General features: G+C 42.7%; 12 protein-coding genes and 1 pseudogene. 4 read left to right on the top strand and 9 right to left on the bottom strand.

Going from position 1 to position 18189, the window contains the following annotated elements:
• Positions 1 to 112 precede the first annotated feature (112 nt).
• From B9T16_RS01755 to B9T16_RS01730, 6 genes are all read right to left on the bottom strand, one after another.
• Complete coding sequence (locus tag B9T16_RS01755; protein ID WP_410243987.1) at positions 113 to 343, bottom strand: FeoA family protein; 231 nt, start codon at positions 341 to 343, stop codon at positions 113 to 115.
• Positions 343 to 1794 (bottom strand): nucleoside recognition domain-containing protein, encoded by a 1452-nt coding sequence (locus B9T16_RS01750; RefSeq protein WP_410243986.1) that lies wholly within the window; start codon positions 1792 to 1794, stop codon positions 343 to 345. Before B9T16_RS01750 ends, B9T16_RS01755 begins: the two co-directional genes overlap by 1 nt.
• Entirely contained in the window at positions 1718 to 2386 is a 669-nt protein-coding gene (locus B9T16_RS01745; protein WP_014276399.1) for a FeoB small GTPase domain-containing protein, read from the bottom strand. Before B9T16_RS01745 ends, B9T16_RS01750 begins: the two co-directional genes overlap by 77 nt.
• A gap of 282 nt (positions 2387 to 2668) precedes the next feature.
• A complete protein-coding gene (locus B9T16_RS01740) occupies positions 2669 to 2815 on the bottom strand; it encodes a hypothetical protein (RefSeq protein WP_190490286.1) in 147 nt (48 codons plus the stop codon).
• Between the two features lie 5 nt (positions 2816 to 2820).
• The gene (locus tag B9T16_RS01735) at positions 2821 to 3942 is read right to left on the bottom strand and encodes an SGNH/GDSL hydrolase family protein (protein WP_410243985.1); all 1122 of its coding nucleotides are present in this window, start codon (positions 3940 to 3942) and stop codon (positions 2821 to 2823) included.
• Entirely contained in the window at positions 3939 to 5138 is a 1200-nt protein-coding gene (locus tag B9T16_RS01730; RefSeq protein WP_410243984.1) for an alginate O-acetyltransferase AlgX-related protein, read from the bottom strand. The genes B9T16_RS01735 and B9T16_RS01730 overlap by 4 nt, the downstream gene beginning before the upstream one ends.
• A gap of 183 nt (positions 5139 to 5321) precedes the next feature.
• Here B9T16_RS01730 and mfd point away from each other — a divergent pair, with 183 nt between their 5' ends.
• From mfd to B9T16_RS01715, 3 genes are all read left to right on the top strand, one after another.
• The gene (gene mfd, locus B9T16_RS01725; protein WP_410243983.1) at positions 5322 to 8825 is read left to right on the top strand and encodes a transcription-repair coupling factor; all 3504 of its coding nucleotides are present in this window, start codon (positions 5322 to 5324) and stop codon (positions 8823 to 8825) included.
• A gap of 676 nt (positions 8826 to 9501) precedes the next feature.
• The gene (locus B9T16_RS01720; protein ID WP_014276401.1) at positions 9502 to 10233 is read left to right on the top strand and encodes an energy-coupling factor ABC transporter ATP-binding protein; all 732 of its coding nucleotides are present in this window, start codon (positions 9502 to 9504) and stop codon (positions 10231 to 10233) included.
• Between the two features lie 290 nt (positions 10234 to 10523).
• Positions 10524 to 10934, top strand: coding sequence for a CAAD domain-containing protein (locus B9T16_RS01715; protein ID WP_006619101.1), 411 nt, complete (start codon positions 10524 to 10526; stop codon positions 10932 to 10934).
• Positions 10935 to 10984: 50 nt separating this feature from the next.
• Here B9T16_RS01715 and B9T16_RS01710 read toward each other — a convergent pair whose 3' ends face one another.
• On the bottom strand, positions 10985 to 11938 hold the full coding sequence (locus B9T16_RS01710) for a class I SAM-dependent methyltransferase (RefSeq protein WP_006619102.1): 954 nt from the start codon (positions 11936 to 11938) through the stop codon (positions 10985 to 10987).
• Between the two features lie 94 nt (positions 11939 to 12032).
• On the opposite strand from B9T16_RS01710, the pseudogene B9T16_RS01705 reads away from it, so the two are divergent.
• A pseudogene (locus B9T16_RS01705) lies at positions 12033 to 13562 on the top strand (protein kinase domain-containing protein).
• A gap of 75 nt (positions 13563 to 13637) precedes the next feature.
• On the opposite strand, the gene B9T16_RS01700 reads toward B9T16_RS01705, so the two are convergent.
• Positions 13638 to 14735, bottom strand: a complete 1098-nt coding sequence (locus B9T16_RS01700; RefSeq protein WP_410243982.1) for an NAD(P)-dependent alcohol dehydrogenase — start codon at positions 14733 to 14735, stop codon at positions 13638 to 13640.
• Between the two features lie 169 nt (positions 14736 to 14904).
• Positions 14905 to 17676, bottom strand: a complete 2772-nt coding sequence (gene adhE, locus B9T16_RS01695) for a bifunctional acetaldehyde-CoA/alcohol dehydrogenase (RefSeq protein WP_410243981.1) — start codon at positions 17674 to 17676, stop codon at positions 14905 to 14907.
• Between the last annotated feature and the right edge of the window lie 513 nt (positions 17677 to 18189).

The following is an 18189-nucleotide window of genomic DNA, read 5'->3' as shown; positions in this document are numbered from 1 at the left end:
GGAAAACTGTTATGTGGGTAGGTGATATGAGAATAACTCTCCCAACTCGTGACTTTCCGTTTGAGGGAGAGTCTCCGAGTTGTGACAGTTGAAAAGATGAAGTGATAGAGGTTTAGGGTGATGCTTTAAGCTGGACAAAAATAGTTTTAGCTGTTTCGGTGTCTAAAGCGACCCGTGAACGTCCTATTTTGATAACATAGGAGGGAAAACGTTGCTCTAATAATAGAGGAACTCCCGGCATAACTCCCATAGCAAAGAGTTTATGTAGGATAGTGTCCTTTTGGGTTTTAATATCCACAACGATCGCATCTACCCTCAGATCCAAACTCACGAGAGAAATCATTAAAAATTTACCCCAACCAGGTCAAGTAAAAAATTCGCCCCGTATCCCATTGTAAAAGCAAAAGGGATAATCAATGCTACCATAATCAAAGTAATTTTCAAACCTTGCTCTTTAACCATTACCTGAAACTGGGCTACACAGGGAAGAAATAGAGTCAAAACTATGGCTGTAACGACTAATTGATTACCTGTTAATATACCGGTTTGAGTTAAATCAAAAAGTCCCGCCGCGCCATAATCACGACGAAAGAAACCATAGAGGAAAATAGGTGCGACTTCTCTAGGGAGTCCCAAGGCTAAAGTGATGGGCTCTAATAACCCAACCAACCAGCTAAAGACTCCGGTTAAATGACCAATCCAAATAAACACGGAAACCCAAATAAATAGGGGTACTATTTCCCCAAAATATCCCTTCATACGCAGATAGGTTTTGATGAGAATATTCTGTAACTTGGGTATTCTCAAAGGGGGAACTTCCATATAAAATTCGGATCTATTTCCGGGAATAATCCGAGAAGTAAATGCGCCGACTATTAGAAAAACGGAGAGGATAAATCCTCCCCAAATTAATAGGGCTGTTGGTTTCATAGAAAGTAGCCCTAAAATCACGCCCCACTGGGCGGCACAGGGAACGGCTAGGGCGAGGAGAAAGATGGTAATCATCCTTTCCCGACGAGTTTCTAGGGTGCGAGTGACCACAGTTGCCATAGTATCACATCCTAAGCCTAATACCATGGGAATTACCGCCCTTCCTGATAAGCCGATAATCTTAAATAACTGATCCAGCATTAGGGATAGACGGGGTAAATATCCACTATCTTCTAATAGGGAAAACATGAGAAAATAAGTCCCGACTACGGGTAATACAATAGCGATCGCATAACGAACTCCCAGGGTAATAATACCATAGTCATTAGCCAATAAATCCTGGAATATCTCTAGGGGAATGACGGCGGCTACAAAAGCATCTACTTTGGGATTAATATAGGTTTCAAAACCGCCCTCAATTAGGTCTACGAGAATACCAGCGCCAAATTCCCCGACAAATTTATAAACCCCGAAATATAGGATGATTAAAAGTAGGGGAAACCCGGTAATCGGATTAACTGTAATCTGGTGCAATTTTTCGGCTAGGTCTGAGGTTTCGGAGGCTGATTCGGTTAAGACTTCTTTCTCAATATTCCCGGCTTTTTCTTGTCTGGTAATGGCGATCGCACGACTAATAGGAACATCAAGACTGACCTGGGCTGACCTAATAGCGAGATCATATTCTTCCCGATAGGGGCTGGTTTTTATGGTCTCCCAAACTTGAGGATCTCTCTGCAAAATTAGCAGGGCTAAACTTCTATGGGAGAGGGTATATGAGGGGAAACTATTATCTTTCAATAACAGAGATTGGATCTGGGCGATCGCTATTTCTATCGGTTGATAATAAACTACTGGACTCAACATAATCTACTACCTTGGTTTTTAATTCTTGAACTCCAATATTATGCGCCGCCGCCATTAATACTACGGGAATACCTAGCCTTTCCTGTAAGTCTTTGGCATTGATTTTAATACCAAGATGGTCGGCTTCGTCAATGAGATTAACTGCTAATAAAACTGGTAATCCTGCTTCTAGTAATTGTAGGGTTAAGTTTAGCATTCTCCCTAAATGTTGGGCATTTACTACATGAATGACTAAATCTATCCCCCTAGTCATTAATAGGTCTCGCCCGACTTTTTCTTCTTCGGTAATCGGTAAGAGAGAATACATCCCTGGTGTGTCTATAATGGCGATCGCTTTGTCTCCAATTATCATGTCTCCTGTGGTAATATCTACGGTGGTTCCCGGATAGTTGGAAACTGTGACATAATGGCTGGTTAGGGCATTAAATAATACGCTTTTTCCGACATTGGGAGAACCTACTAGGGCGACTGTAGGCTTATTGAACAACGCCGGGGTATGGCGATCGCTTTTCGGCTTAAACCACTTCCACCACGGTCTCGGTGAGCTAGAAGTTTTACTTGAACAGTTTTTAGAGCAGTAATTACAACTCATGTAGATTATTAGTAATAATTCACTTTTATTTAATCCCTAAATTATAGAATATCACTACAATATCGTCAATAACAACAATTCCCTGTTTAGGGCCCCAAAAGATAATTCATGGTTATCTAAATCTTGGTTTTTGATACAAACATTAAATAAATCGGAAAATTTTTGTCTGATAATGGTTCTCATTCTCGCAAAAAATCACACGAGAGAATCAGTGCTTGACAGGGATAGATGTTAATGATAGAGTGGAATCTATAGGTTATGCTCCTATTGGTGTGGGTTATATCAGCTACGAGAGAGATTATAAGAACCCAAAGCCAGTAAAGCCGTACTGACACTGACCAATTTCGGGCATAGAGACTCTGGAAGATTTCGCCGCGATGCACGAGTATTTTTTGGGCCAAAATTAGGGGGGTTGACAAAATTCCACATTTATGCTACTCCCCGTCAGGATTGAAGTTGTTAGTAAGTAGATGTTTTGTAATTAATTCCGCCGCCAATGCGTTTCCAGCGATATTCCAATGGCTGTCATTAGGTCGGTAGAGTCGGGTGGTTTGGGAAACCTGCCTAAAATCATCTAATAAGTCGATATATTGGATATTGTATTGAGAAAGGCGATCGCGTAGGAGGCGATTAGGGTAATCAAAATCCAAGCCTTGGGGGTCATCAGGCTTGAGGATATCAATAACTTGGGATTGTAATTGTTGATTGACTTGTACCTCGGTAGGAATAATCACAATGGTTAGGTCAATATTTCGAGAATCACAAATCTCCTTAATGCGGCGAATATCAGCCATAGCGTCTTCAAAAAACCCTAAAAAAATGCCATCGTTTGTCCTGATATTAAACATACGACTTAGGTTAGAAACATGGTCAAGATAGGACTCATCAGTTAAGGTAGGGTGATCGTCTTGATATTCGAGGTTATTGGGGTTATAGACAGTCCCTTCAAACTGGGTCTGGAGTTTAATCAAAGATTGTAAAAAGGCGACGGTATAGAAGGTTTGCTTTTTTCTGTCTAGGGAAGTTAGGTAATTATCGATAAAATCATTCCCAATATAAAAGGATAGGAGGACTTTATCAGGATTAAGGACTAAACCTTCATTAATCAATAAGGCTAAATAGGCGGCTGGTCCTAAGCCAGGAATTCCCATATTGATCACTTCGATATTTTGACCTTGGCTGTTTAGCTGTTTCTCAATCAAGGTTAAATAATTATAGTGATAGGGAACTATTCCAAAGGCGAAGGAATCACCAATTCCCAACATTCGATAAATCCCTTCTGGTTTGGCTTGGGTAAATTCCACATCTTTAAAGCCATGGGAGTTGAGTTGAAAGTCAAAATCTTGGGCGTGGGGTCTTCCTCGCCAACGATTATATGAACGGTTATAAAAAACAAATGTTGGATTGATTCTGTGGTAAATTCTGAAGGTAGCCTCGGTTAACAAAAAGGTAATTACGGCGATGATTAAGGCTTGGCTAAAACATTTAAAAGCTGGGTTATTAACAATGGCTTTTATGGGTAATTTCCGGGAATTTTTTAACTTGTCTTGGTTCATTGATCCGGGGTGGTGAATACGGAGTCGGTAATTTTAACTAAATGTTCAAACAAGATATCTTTAGCTAGTTGGTTTCCGTGGGAGTTCCAATGGGGTTCTTGGAAGAGATAGAGATGGCGGTTTTGTTGTTCTACTCTAAATCTAGGAGTGAGGTCAATATAGGGAATGTTGTTTGACTCCAAATATTCGATGAGGATATTTTGCTGACAGGTAATGTCATAATCATCTAAATTTAGGTAAAAGGTGGACTGGAGTTGATGTAACAAGTCATCGTTAACCTGGTACTCATCGGGGTAGATAGCCACGATAAACTTAATGTTCCGGGCTTTTAAAATGGCATTCATTTCTGAGATGCTATCCAAGATATAGTTAATGTTAGCATCACGATCGCCATTTTGTAGCTTCTCGATATTGCAGAAACTCATCCGACCACGTTCTACATCCAGAAATTTCTCAAGGGACAGAATACCTGGGGATTTTTCGGGTTCATCTAATGCGATCGCCTCAGTAGTCGCGACTAACTGATTCTGGGGGAGTTGATAGGACTGTTGAAACTTCCTGGCTTCTCGAAAGATTTTATATTTTTGTTGAATAAACAGTAAAAGTCGTGATTTGGGAATAATCGGATAACCAAATATGATTAGCTCTTGACGGGGGTCAATATCAATGTAAAGGTCATTGACAATAATTCGTTTTCGATAGGGGTCAGCATCAACAAAATCATTCCCGACAAAAAAACCTAAGACGACTAAATGGGGATTATACTGCAATCCATATTTTTTCAATAATGCTAGTTGTTCGGCGGTATGGGTTCCTGGATATCCTGCATTAATGACATCGACTTGATGCTGTCCGTAATGTTCCCGAAATTGGTTTTCTAATAAGGCGGTATAGTTGCCTTGTTGACCGCCAGCCCAATTAAAAGAGTCGCTGATAATGAGCATCCTAAAAATATCGGGATCTGGTTGGAGGGGATAATCTCGGTCATTGAAGCCAAATTGATTATTACCATTAGCATGACCTCGAATTTTAAACCCCATATCAGGATCGTATTGATAGAGTCCGCGAAATAAGTAGGGTTCCCAGACAATCATGATTACTTCTACTAAGAAGAAGGGTAGAATTGTCCAGCAACAGAGTAGGAGTAAAATTTGCCGCCAGGGGGGTAATTTTACAGATGGTAATAATTTTTTCATGAAGTATTATCGATTTACTTCCTCGGATGATTGATTAGGATAGCAGTCCCCAGAGATATTGTCCATACCTGGAGAGTTGCTGAAACGGTGATCAGGGTAAGCTAGGGGAAATCAGAGAAGTTGCCGTCAAAATAGCCCAAAGGTTATAGAATATAAAAATATTTCGTTGTCAGCCGACTAATTATGACCTTTTCTGCTGTAGTTCGGGCCTTGGGGCGATCGCCTCTAATGGCTGAACTGATCACCAAACTGAACCAACAGCAAGCCCTTCACCTTAACGGTCTTCCCCGTGTCCCCAAGGGACTGGTGGCTTCAGCTTTAGCCCAGGAAGCGGGGTTAAATCTATTGGTGGTGACAGCTACCTTGGAAGAGGCTGGTAGGTGGTCAGCCCAGCTAGAAGTGATGGGGTGGCAGACAGTACACTTTTACCCCACCTCGGAAGCATCCCCCTATGAACCCAGCTATAGCGAAGAGATGGTCTGGGGACAGATGCAGGTATTAGCGGACTTAGTGACAAGAAACGGAGGGAAAGCCGACCGGGTGGCGGTGGTAGCCACAGAGAGGTCTTTACAACCCCATCTACCCCCGGTGAGTGACTTCCAGAGTTATTGTCTCCCCCTGAAGTTGGGGATGACCTGCGCCGGAAAAACTATAGACCAAAAACTAGCCCAGTTGGGATATCAACGGGTGACAGTGGTGGAAACAGAGGGGCAGTGGAGTCGCCGGGGGGATATTGTAGATGTGTTTCCGGTGGCTTCAGAACTTCCGGTGCGTCTGGAATGGTTTGGGGATGAATTAGAAAGGATGCGGGAACTTGACCCGGTGACACAGCGATCGCTTGATCGGGTTGATCAGCTAATTCTCACGCCGACCCATTTTAGTCCGATTATCGAAGGGAATTTGTCCCTATCTACGGAGACCCTGGAAACTCTCAAATCTGAGGATATATCCGACAGCAAAACCGGACTATCTCACCTATTAGGATTAGCCTATCAAAAACCGGCTTCTTTAATTGATTACCTACCGGAATTAACTTTAGCGGTAATTGATGAACCTGACCAATGTGCAGGTCATGGCGATCGCTGGTTTGAACATATTGATGAACAGTGGCAAAATGAACAAGGTAAGCTAGTAACAGCAGAAGGGATATCCCTAGAAATTCCGGCAATTCATCAATGCTTCCAGGAGTCCCTAGCGGCGGTTGAACATCGTTTTGATAGGCTGTATCTGAGTGAACTGAGTGATTATAAATCGTCTCTGATTTCCCCTTCCACAGCATCGATAAACTTAGCGAGTCGTCCCGTCCCAGTGACTCCCCACCAATTCGGAAAAATTGCCGAGGTGATTCGCGAACAACGCGATCGCCAATTTAACGTATTTCTAATTTCCGCCCAACCTAGCCGGTCAGTGGCTTTGTTATCGGAACATGATTGCCCATCTAAATTTATACCCAACCCCCGCGACTATCCAGCCATAGACTCATTAATCCGTAATACCCCCATTGCTTTAAAATATACCGGACTAGCCGAATTAGAAGGGTTTATTCTCCCCACCTTCCGTTTAGTAATTGTCACCGACCGAGAATTTTATGGTCAACACGCTTTAGCGACTTCTGGTTATATCCGCAAACGCCGCCGCGCCGCCTCGAAACAGGTAGACCCGAATCGACTGCAACCAGGAGATTATGTGGTTCACCGCCAACATGGAATCGGTAAATTTGTGAAGTTGGAAAGCCTGACCATTAGTCAAGAAATCCGGGATTATTTAGTGTTACAATATGCGGATGGAACCCTAAGAGTGGCGGCGGATCAGGTGGGGACTTTATCCCGTCTAAGGCGGTCAGAGTCGAAGGTTCCCCAACTCAATAAGTTGACGGGTAAAACCTGGGAAAAAAATCGGGAAAAAGTCCGTAAGTCTGTTAAAAAATTGGCGGTTGATTTGCTGAAACTTTACGCCGAACGTTCCCAAAAAACGGGGTTTAGCTATCCCCATGATACACCTTGGCAGCAGGAAATGGAAGATTCTTTCCCCTATAAACCGACTCCCGACCAACTGAAATGTAGCCAAGATGTGAAACGGGATATGGAAAGCGATCGCCCTATGGATCGCCTGGTTTGTGGAGATGTCGGTTTTGGTAAAACGGAAGTGGCAATTAGGGCGATTTTTAAAGCAGTGACGGGGGGTAAACAGGTGGCATTTCTCGCACCGACAACGATTCTCACCCAACAACATTATCATACCCTAAAGGAACGTTTTGCGCCTTATCCTATTGAAATTGGATTACTTAATCGCTTCCGTAGCGCTAGTGAAAAAAAGTTAATTCAACAGAAGTTGATAACCGGAGAAATTGATATTATTGTGGGTACGCATTCGGTGTTATCGAAACATATTAAATTTCGGGATTTTGGTCTGTTGGTAGTGGATGAAGAACAGCGTTTTGGGGTGAATCAAAAGGAGAAAATTAAAGCCCTAAAAACTCATGTGGATGTTTTGACTCTGACGGCTACTCCGATTCCGAGGACGCTGTATATGGCGTTGTCAGGTATTCGAGAAATGAGTTTAATTACGACTCCACCTCCCTCTCGTCGCCCAATTAAAACCCATTTAGGACCCTTAAACCAGGAAACTATTAGGGCGGCGATTTGTCAGGAATTAGACCGGGGAGGACAGGTGTTTTATGTGGTTCCCCGCATTGAGGGTATTGAGGAGAAGTCGGCGGCGATTCGAGAAATGGTCCCCAGTGCTAGATTGGCGATCGCTCATGGTCAAATGGAAGCTGGGGAGTTGGAGTCGATCATGCTCACTTTTAGCGCCGGAGAGGCTGATATTCTCGTCTGTACGACGATTATTGAGTCGGGCTTAGATATCCCCCGTGTTAATACTATTCTGGTCGAGGATGCCCATAAATTCGGGCTAGGACAATTGTATCAGTTGCGCGGTCGTGTGGGGAGGGCGGGAGTTCAAGCCCACGCTTGGCTATTTTATCCGATTAAAGGTGACGGACAGGCGGCTTTAACAGAAGATGCGGTTAAGCGACTGAGGGCGATTAAGGAGTTCACCCAGTTGGGGTCTGGCTATCAATTGGCGATGCGAGATTTGGAAATTCGCGGCGCTGGGGATATTTTGGGGGCGCAACAGTCGGGTCAAATGAATGCGATCGGTTTTGATTTATATACCGAAATGCTACAGGAAGCTATCCAAGAGGTGCGCGGACAGGAAATTCCCCAGGTTGATGATACTCAGGTGGATCTGATTTTGACGGCATTCATCCCGTCGGATTATATCACAGATTTAGACCAGAAAATGAGTGCTTATCGGGCGGTGGCATCTTGTCACGATTCGGAAGAATTAAGTAGAATTGAGGAAGATTGGAGCGATCGCTATGGTACAATTCCCGCACCAGCCCAACAGTTACTCCGGGTAATGGAGTTAAAACAAATTGCTAAAAAGTTGGGTTTTGCTCGCATTAAACCCGATAATTCTAAGCAGAATATTATTTTAGAAACACCGATGGAAGAACCCGCATGGAATTTATTAAAGCAGAATTTACCTGAACATTTACAACCTCGCTTTATCTACGGTCGCAAACAGGTAAAAATTCGTGGTTTGGGGGCCTTACATCCTAGTAAGCAGCTTGATTGTCTGATTCAATGGTTGCAAATTATGCAGGAGGGGCTTCAATCATAATTAATAATTAGGTAGGGGCGGGTTCGGCTGTGAATTATGAATGTCTGACGACCATCTTAATAAACCCGCCCCACCGACTATAATTGATAACCGACTATAATTGATAACCGACTATAATTAATAATTAGGTAGGGGCGGGTTCGGCTGTGAATTATGAATGTCTGACGACCATCTTAATAAACCCGCCCCACCGACTATAATTGATAACCGACTATAATTGATAACCGACTATAATTGATAACCGACTATAATTGATAACCGACTATAATTGATAACCGACTTATAATTAATAATTAGGTAGGGGCGGGTTCGGCTGTGAATTATGAATTTCTGACGACCATCTTAATAAACCCGCCCCACCGACTATAATTGATAACCGACTATAATTGATAACCGACTATAATTGATAACCGACTATAATTAATAATTAGGTAGGGGCGGGTTCGGCTGTGAATTATGAATGTCTGACGACCATCTTAATAAACCCGCCCCACCGAMTATAATTGATAACCGACTATAATTGATAACCGACTATAATTGATAACCGACTATAATTGATAACCGACTATAATTGATAACCGACTATAATTGATAGTTGATAATTGATAATTGATAATTGATAATTGATGACTATTGACCAATTGGAAGATAGACGGCGTTTTGATGAAGCGATCGCATGAGTGAATCTAATTGCAGTATAAGAGTTGAGAACCTGACGTTTAGTTATTCTGGGGAAAAACCAATTTGGCGAGAAATTTCCTTTAGTGTGAACCCAGGAGAACGTCTAGGGCTTTTGGGACCAACGGGGACGGGTAAAAGTACACTCATGGAAACCCTAATTGGCTTAAAAACCCCCGACAGTGGCAAGATTTGGATTCAGGGAACCCTGGTAGAACCGTCAACCCTGCGACAGATACGCCGCCAGATAGGTTTTGGTTTCCAAGACCCTAACGACCAGCTATTTATGCCGACCATTTTTGAGGATGTCATCTTCGGCCCGTGTAATTATGGGGTTAGTAATGACCAAGCCTCAGAAATCGCCCATCAATTACTAGCCCAATTTGGTTTAGCTAAATTGGCTCATCGGTCTGTCCATGAACTATCAGGGGGTCAGAAACGTTTAGCCACCTTAGCGGCCATTCTAGCCCTAAATCCTAGCATTTTGATTTTAGATGAGCCGACCAATGGACTGGACCCTTGGTGGCGGCGTAATTTAGCGGAAATTTTAGTTAATTTACCTATCGAAGTCCTATTGATTGCTTCCCACGATCTACAATGGGTAAGCCGAGTAACAGAGCGATCGCTAATTTTGGGATTGGGCAAAATTAAAGTAGATCGACCCACTCAAGAACTATTACAGGATAGAGACACCCTGGAAAAATGCGGTTTACCGGATAATTGGGCTTAATGCCTAGCCCGGCGCAAAGCTGATCTAAAAGTGATTCAATTGTAGGAATACATCCGCAATACCAGGCGGAATTTCTTCTGGAAACTAGCTGACCGTCTCTGTGATAGGGTAGGGGTGATATTCGTGCCAAAACTCAACTTCAAGGCGTGGACTTGCAGCCGTGGGGCACACGGTGAAGATGCTTGGCGAGGGGTTAAGTGCCGACTCCCCGATGACCCAAGAATCCCCGTCCTTTTAGGGCTGGGAGTGTCAATAGCGATAATTGTGTATTAAGTCGAAGGAGATTTAACATGGTAGAACCTACCAAAAGTGCCAACCCTACCACCACTTCCCTACCAGGAGGAAGTATGACACCCACCACAGACGAGGGACCCAGTAAAGAACAATTTGAAGAAATCAAAGAGAAAGTCGTTGTCTTTTTGTCGGAATTACCGGGTTATGTTTCCAAGTTTTTCGGGGAGTATCAAAAACCTATTGTTACTATCCTGTTAATTGTGGTGGCATTGGTGACAATTAAGGTGTTATTTGCGGTAGTTGATGCCCTCAATGATATTCCCTTTGTGGCTCCCACTTTTGAGTTAATTGGCATGGGATATGCGGCTTGGTTTGTTTACCGTTACCTGCTGAAAGCATCCACCCGCCAGGAATTAGTACAGGAAGTTAACTCCTTCCGCCAACAGATTTTTGGCAATAAATCCTAACTAGAAAACCGCAGATTTGCATTGGGCGCAATAGCGCCCTATTTTTTAACTCAAGGTTTGATGGCAATAATAGTTCGATGACGGGGGTCAGTTTCCACAGTGGTTTGATAGTCAAAGCCGGATTCTGATAAGGTGGTTTCTACGTCAAAGGTATAGTAATCATCCGTCCAGGGTTCTGTACTTTTCATTAAAGTAAATAGCACCGGCGGCAGATTTTGAATGACGGCAGATTTGGGGTTATTATCAACTATGGCTAAAACACCATGCGATCGCAAAATTCGTAAGGCTTCTTTAAATATGTTCCGCGTCGCTGTTCGTGGTAATTCATGAATCAAAAATTGTAAAGTTACCACATCAAAAGAATCATCAGCAAAACCCGTATTCTCAGCGTTAGCGTGTTTCCACTCACTAATTTTTCCTTCAGTATCCCGCATTTTCGCCACCGATAACATATAGGGAGATAAATCTAAGCCTACTGTTCGGATTGAGGTTTCTTGTCTGTGTTGATAATAGTTATGTAAGGCTTGGGTAGAGATTCCCACCGAACAACCTATATCTAAAATATCACGAACTGGGTTAGGGCTATAATTTTCTAAAACCTGATGAAAACTGTGGCGCAACCTTTCCTGGGCTGTTAGCCATGATAAATCCTCTTTTGGCCATACTCGCAAAGCCATGGAATAGGTAGCAGACTCCGCCTCAAAAGCAGCTTTCCAGCAAAGATTTCCGTCATCATAAGCATGAAAGGGAACTTGATAATAGTCGGGGTAAACTACTGTGGTATCAGTGATTTCTGGGAGTAAGGCTTTCACGTCAGACCCTTCGAGTTGCTGATAAGTTTCTCGCCAGGGAATACCTTTCTTTTCGGCGGTTTTAATTAACACCCGTCTAGCCTGATATTTCATGACGCTGAAAATCGGCTTAGTTTGGATAAGAAGATTGACAAATTGGGAGAGGAAATCACCACCAGCCCAGTCGGGTTTGATTTTATCACTTGTATTCATCAGACGGACATTATAATCATCAACAGTTGATTATCTCATAGTCTCAGCCTCTGTGTTACAGTTAAGCCATAAGTATATCCCAGGGGAAAAAATCATGAGTCTTTGTTTTAATCCCGTCTGTCGCCACGAAAACCCCAAGGATATTGTATCCTGTGAACGCTGCGGTCAGTCATTAAAGTTAGGCGATCGCTATCGAGCATTGAGAGAAATTGGGTCTGGGGGGTTTGGAAGAACCTATTTAGGGATAATAGATGAAAGCGAAACTAATCACCCCCCCTGTGCGATTAAACAATTTTCCCCCCTTCTGACTAATGATGCTCAGGCCTCCTCTCGCCTCTTCCGTCGAGAAGCTCAAAGTTTGCAGGTAGTTAATCATCCCCAAATCCCCAAATTTTTGGCATATTTTGCTATAGATGAACAACAGTATATTATCCAGGAATTTATCCCCGGAGAGACCTGAGCACAAGAACTCGCAGAAACGGGGATATTTGGGGAAAGCCAAATCCGAGATATCCTCAATCAAATTTTACCGATTTTACAATATCTACACGCCAGAAACCTAATTCATCGGGATGTTAAACCCGCTAATATTATCCGTAGACAAAGCGATAAACGTCTCTTTTTAGTAGACTTTGGGGCGAGTAAACTCCACACGGGAACTAACCTGGCTAAAACGGGAACTAGCATCGGAACTGCTGAATTTGTAGCCCCGGAACAATTGCGAGGAAAAGCCGTTTTTGCTAGTGACCTGTATAGTTTAGGTGTTACCTGTATTCATTTATTAACGAATACATCACCGTTTAATTTAGTTGATGGTGATAATAATTGGGTATGGCGATACTGGCTTGGCAAAAATCCTGTTAGTCCTCAATTAGCGGAAGTTTTATATGGTCTAATTTCGCCACGTCTAAGTAACCGTTATACATCAGCTTCAGCCGCCTTAACAGACCTAAATCAGCCCCGGAAAGCGAAAAATATATATCGCAATTATTTGTGGTTTGGGAGTGCGATCGCCGCTTCTATTGCCTTTTTCTCTGTGTTGAAAACCACCCAACAATCAGCAAAGATTGAAGAAACCCCCACCTCACGAGATGAGCCGATTATTCGCCCCAGCAATTTAGAGGTAATTAAATCCATATCTACTTATATTAATATCCAAAATAAAGCCTATTTAGATACTGGGAAATTTCGTCAACAACTATCACAATTAATTGCTCTACCCACCCATTATTTTGAGGTGCAAGTTATTAATAATCATGGAGTCCAAATAGCCGCCATTCCTCGCCAAAGTGATAGTTATGGTTATGTGGCGGTTTTATGGGGGGGTAAAATGTCAGATGCCGATACCAAACGCCAACAAAATTGGCAACCCAAAGACCCCACAGACTGGGGAACTTTTAGCCTGCCTAGTTTTCGGAAAACCCCCTCTGATTATATCACCAGAGTTAACTATTGTGAAAGCATCCAAACTACCACAGAGCCCCCATTATTATCAACGGTAGGGGAATCACTACCTCTTTCCACAGATGAATTACCCTGTCCCCCAGGTTATGCTTTTTCCCTGGGAATAATTGATGCGATGGGTCGATTATCCGCCGAAAGTTCACCAACCCATCTTCCGTAGAAATTAGCGCCAAAATTATGATCAAATCTCTTGGCGCTATAACCTGGTAAATATAGCCGTGATTTCAACTATTGACTAATCAGGTAGTAAAACAATCCGATAGCGGGCTTGATTAGCGGCTACCTTATCCATGGCTTCATTGATTTGACTTAATGGCATAGTTTCAATCATCGGTTTAATCTGATTCACCGCCGCAAACTCCAGCATTTCCGCCATAAACCGCCGACCGCCGACAACGCTACCCACCACAGCTTTTTGACCAAAAATCAAAGGAATTAGGGGTATATTTAAAGTCGAAACTGGGATACCCACAAAACACAAAACCCCGTTATTAGCTAACAAGCTAAAAGCCGCATCCCAATCAGTTTCTGAAGAGATAGTAGAAAGCACTAGATCAAAACTTCCGGCGATCGCCTTCATTTGTTCAGCCGTCCCCCATTGTTGGAAGTGATGAGCGCCAAATTCTGTAGCTTGTTCTTGTTTATTTAGGGAAGTAGAAAACGCCGTAACTTCAGCCCCCATAGCCCTAGCAAACTTAATCGCTAAGTGTCCGAGTCCGCCAATTCCCATCACCCCAACTTTCATCCCAGSAYGTTTTATATAKGTCCGCAAGGGCGTATAAACAGTAATTCCGGCACATAATAGGGGGGCGGCGCTGGCGGAGTCTAAAGCATCGGGTATTTTATAGGTAAAATCTGCGGGAACCCGTAGGCGGTCAGCAAACCCCCCATAATGACCGACAATCAGACCTGTGTAGCCCTCACGACAGATATTTTCTTCTCCTTGTAAGCAATGGTCACAAGACCTACAGGAATTTCTAATCCAGCCAACTCCTACGCGATCGCCTTTATGCAGAAAAGTCACTTTTTCCCCAACTTCCGTAACTTCTCCAACCACTTCATGACCGGGAACCAGGGGATATTGACTGACATTCCAATCATTATCTCTCATGTGAAGATCCGTATGACACAAGCCATTGTGAGTGACTCTAATTTCTACTTCATCAACCTGTAGAGGTTCTGGTTCATATTCCCAAGGTTGCAATTTTTCACCAGGATTTAAAGCCGCATAAGCCTTAACTTTAGTGGCTGTAGTCATATTAATATTTTCCTGATTATTAGCATTGCCTTGTATTGTACAATCCCCTTTAATAACCCCAGTCAAAATTAACATTTTTTTAACTTTTGGGCGGGTGGCATTTTCAGCAATAGCCAGATAGTTGGGGAGAATTTGGTCAAGTGATGATTACTCAAAACAGGTCAACCAAATGGCGATCGCTATGGCGATCGCCAAAAACCCAAAGTTAAGTAAGTTTGATGGAAATATCTGCCATTAAATCGGATTACATAACCCCAGTTTTCCACCAAGCATCATTTAACCCGATTAACGTATCCTTATCCAGGTCGCCAACAGCCATAGCCGAGTCACCACCTTGACAATACTTTTCAATCATGTTTAGATATTCTGTTTGTTGAGTTTTCCGGCTTTCTTCTGGCTGACATTCTGGGTGAATTGGTGCTTTTTTAACAGCCGGTTCATGATAAGCAGTAGCGTACAAATTCTGCAAATCACCAATTAACGGATAACGGGGGTTAGCAGCAGTACATTGGTCATCAAAAGCCTGGTTAGCCAAATTAGGTAAGTTACTCATAAATTCCTTTTCTTCGATGTCTATTGATTGTTTAATCGTCGGTGGAATCTCAATTTGTTGCTTGAGGTATTCCACAGCTTCTATCAATTTTTCTACCTTCTCATCAAGGGTATTTCCGCCTAATTTTAGGTAGTCAGATATTTCTGCATAACGCTGTTTAGCTTGGGGGTATTCATACTGCGGAAAAATCGCCTGTTTAAAAGGAGCATCCGTAGAATTATACCGAATCACATGGGAAATCATTAAAGCATTTGCCAAGCCGTGAGGTAAATGGAAAGTCGAACCTAATTTGTGTGCTAGGGAATGACAAATACCTAAAAAAGCATTCGCAAAAGCCATGCCAGCAATAGTGGCAGCATAATGCACCTGTTCACGCGCCTTCGGGTCTTTTGCGCCATTTTGATAAGCAGAAGGCAAGTATTTAAACAGTAACCCTAATGCCTCTAATGCCAGTCCATTAGTAAACTGTGACCCACAAATTGAGACATAGGCTTCTAAGGCGTGAGTCACCGCATCAATACCACCATAAGCCGTTAGTTTTTTCGGCATATTTAAGGTTAATTCCGGATCAACGATCGCCATATTTGGGGTCAGGGCATAATCAGCGAGAGGATATTTAATCCCCGTGCGATCGTCCGTAACCACAGCAAAAGGTGTCACCTCAGAACCCGTCCCAGAAGTAGTAGGAATTGCCACCATAATAGCTTTATTTCCTAGTTCTGGTAAAGCATAAACCCGCTTCCGAATATCCATAAATCGCGTCGCCAAACCGTCAAACTCAATTTCCGGATGTTCGTACATCAGCCACATAATTTTAGCCGCATCCATGGGGGAACCGCCACCAAAAGCGATGATAATATCGGGCTGATAACTATTCATAAGTTCCACCCCTTTATTAATATTAGAAAGTTTCGGGTCTGGTTCCACATCATAGAACACATAATGGGGTACTCCTATCCGGTCTAACACCTCCGTAACTTGCGTAACTAATCCCATATCAAACAGAGGTTTATCCGTCACAATAAAAGCCCGTTTTTTACCCTGTAACTCTCCCAGGGCTACTGGTAAACATCCCCCCTTAAAGTAAATTTTGGGCGGCACTCGGAACCACAACATATTTTCCCGACGTTGCGCGACATTTTTAATGTTTAATAAATGGTGAGGTTCCACATTTTCGCTAATCGAATTACCCCCCCAACTACCGCATCCTAAAGTCAGAGAAGGAGACAGTCGGAAATTGTAAACGTCGCCAATAGCCCCCTGAGAAGAAGGAGTATTAATTAAGACCCGCCCAGTTTGCAAGCGACTTTCAAAATATTTGATATGTTCGCTATTCCCAGGATGAGTATACAAAACAGATGTATGTCCTTTACCACCAAAAATAATTAACTTTTGGGCGGTCTCAACTGCTGCGGGGAAACTACTAGCCCGATACATTGCCAAAATTGGCGATAGCTTTTCATAAGATAGAGGTTCATTAACCCCAACTTTCGTCACCTCCCCTATCAGAACTTTAGTATTTTCTTGTACTTGAATACCTGCCATTTCTGCCAATTTTTGCACCGACTGACCCACAATTTCTGGATTTAATCGCCCATCTTTGAGAATCAGTTGTCGGATGGCTTCTTTTTCCTGCTGTTTCAGAAAATAACCGCCCCTAGCTATCAACTCCTGCTTAACACTGGTATACACCTCATCTTGAACAATTACTGCTTGTTCAGAAGCGCAAATCATACCATTGTCAAAAGTTTTGCTAATTAAGATAGAAGAAACAGCCATTTTTAGGTCTGCAGTTGCATCAATAATCGCCGGAGTATTCCCAGAACCTACCCCCATGCTAGGATGTCCAGATGAATAAGCAGCCTGCACCATTCCCGGTCCGCCTGTTGCTAAAATTAGGCTGATATCAGGATGCTGCATCAACTCTTGAGACCATTGGAGAGTTGGGTTATCTATCCATCCAATAATTCCCTTTGGTGCGCCAGCAGCTACCGCAGCATCTAGGATAATTTTGGCAGCTTTAATCGTGCATTCTGTGGCTCTGGGGTGAGGAGAAAAGATAATACCATTGCGGGTTTTGAGGGCTAATAAGGCTTTAAAAATAGCCGTAGATGTCGGATTAGTTGTCGGGATAATTCCCGCCACAATTCCTAGGGGTTCAGCGATTTTTTGCCAGCCATAATGGGGGTCAGATTCGATAACATCACAGGTTTTTTCGCCTTTGTATTTGTTGTAAATGTATTCAGAAGCAAAGTGATTTTTGATTACCTTGTCTTCTACTACTCCCATTCCCGTTTCTTCTACGGCCATTTGAGCCAGATTAATCCGGGATGCGTTGGCGGCTAAAGCAGCGACTTGGAAAATTTTGTCTACCTGTTTTTGGCTGTAAGTGGCGTATTGGGCTTGAGCATCTTTGACTTGTTGGATTAAATCATTTAGGTGAGTTTCTTGGCTAATTCTCATGGTTTAAACTATCCATAGTTTATACGATTTGCTAGGCTACATTTTGCCAAGAATATGCTATCAAATATGGTAATTGCCATACTCAGCCCCGACGATGATATTTAATCATTGCCAGCAATTATAGCCTATTCAGGCGATGTGAAAATAGATGCCATTTAGTTCAAAAAGGTAGGTATGGTTAGCTGTTACACATTGGTTTTAACACATACCTACATATAGACGAACTCTGATTACAAAAGGATTTCAGTATGTAATCTGGACTGATTAGTTATTGGTAGCTAACCTTTAACTCTGCCCACCTTCATTTATAACAAACTAAATTCTCTCTGTCAGCAGCAAAAAGTAGGATTGTGTATCTACTTTTTTCGGAAAATCTCGGCTTGCGGGCCGCGAAATGGTAGGCAAAAGTTTCCCAAGTCGGATAAAGTTAAATAAAGTTCGATTAAGTAGCATGGAGTAATAGCAAGTGGGATAACGTAGTTTAAAGTAGTATTCAGTTGTCAAAAGTTGTCA

Source organism: Arthrospira sp. PCC 8006, assembly GCF_046480465.1.
Classification (GTDB): Bacteria; Cyanobacteriota; Cyanobacteriia; order Cyanobacteriales; family Microcoleaceae; genus Limnospira; species Limnospira platensis.
Note: the sequence above shows the minus strand (reverse complement) of the source record. Positions and strands in the feature narration are given on the sequence as shown.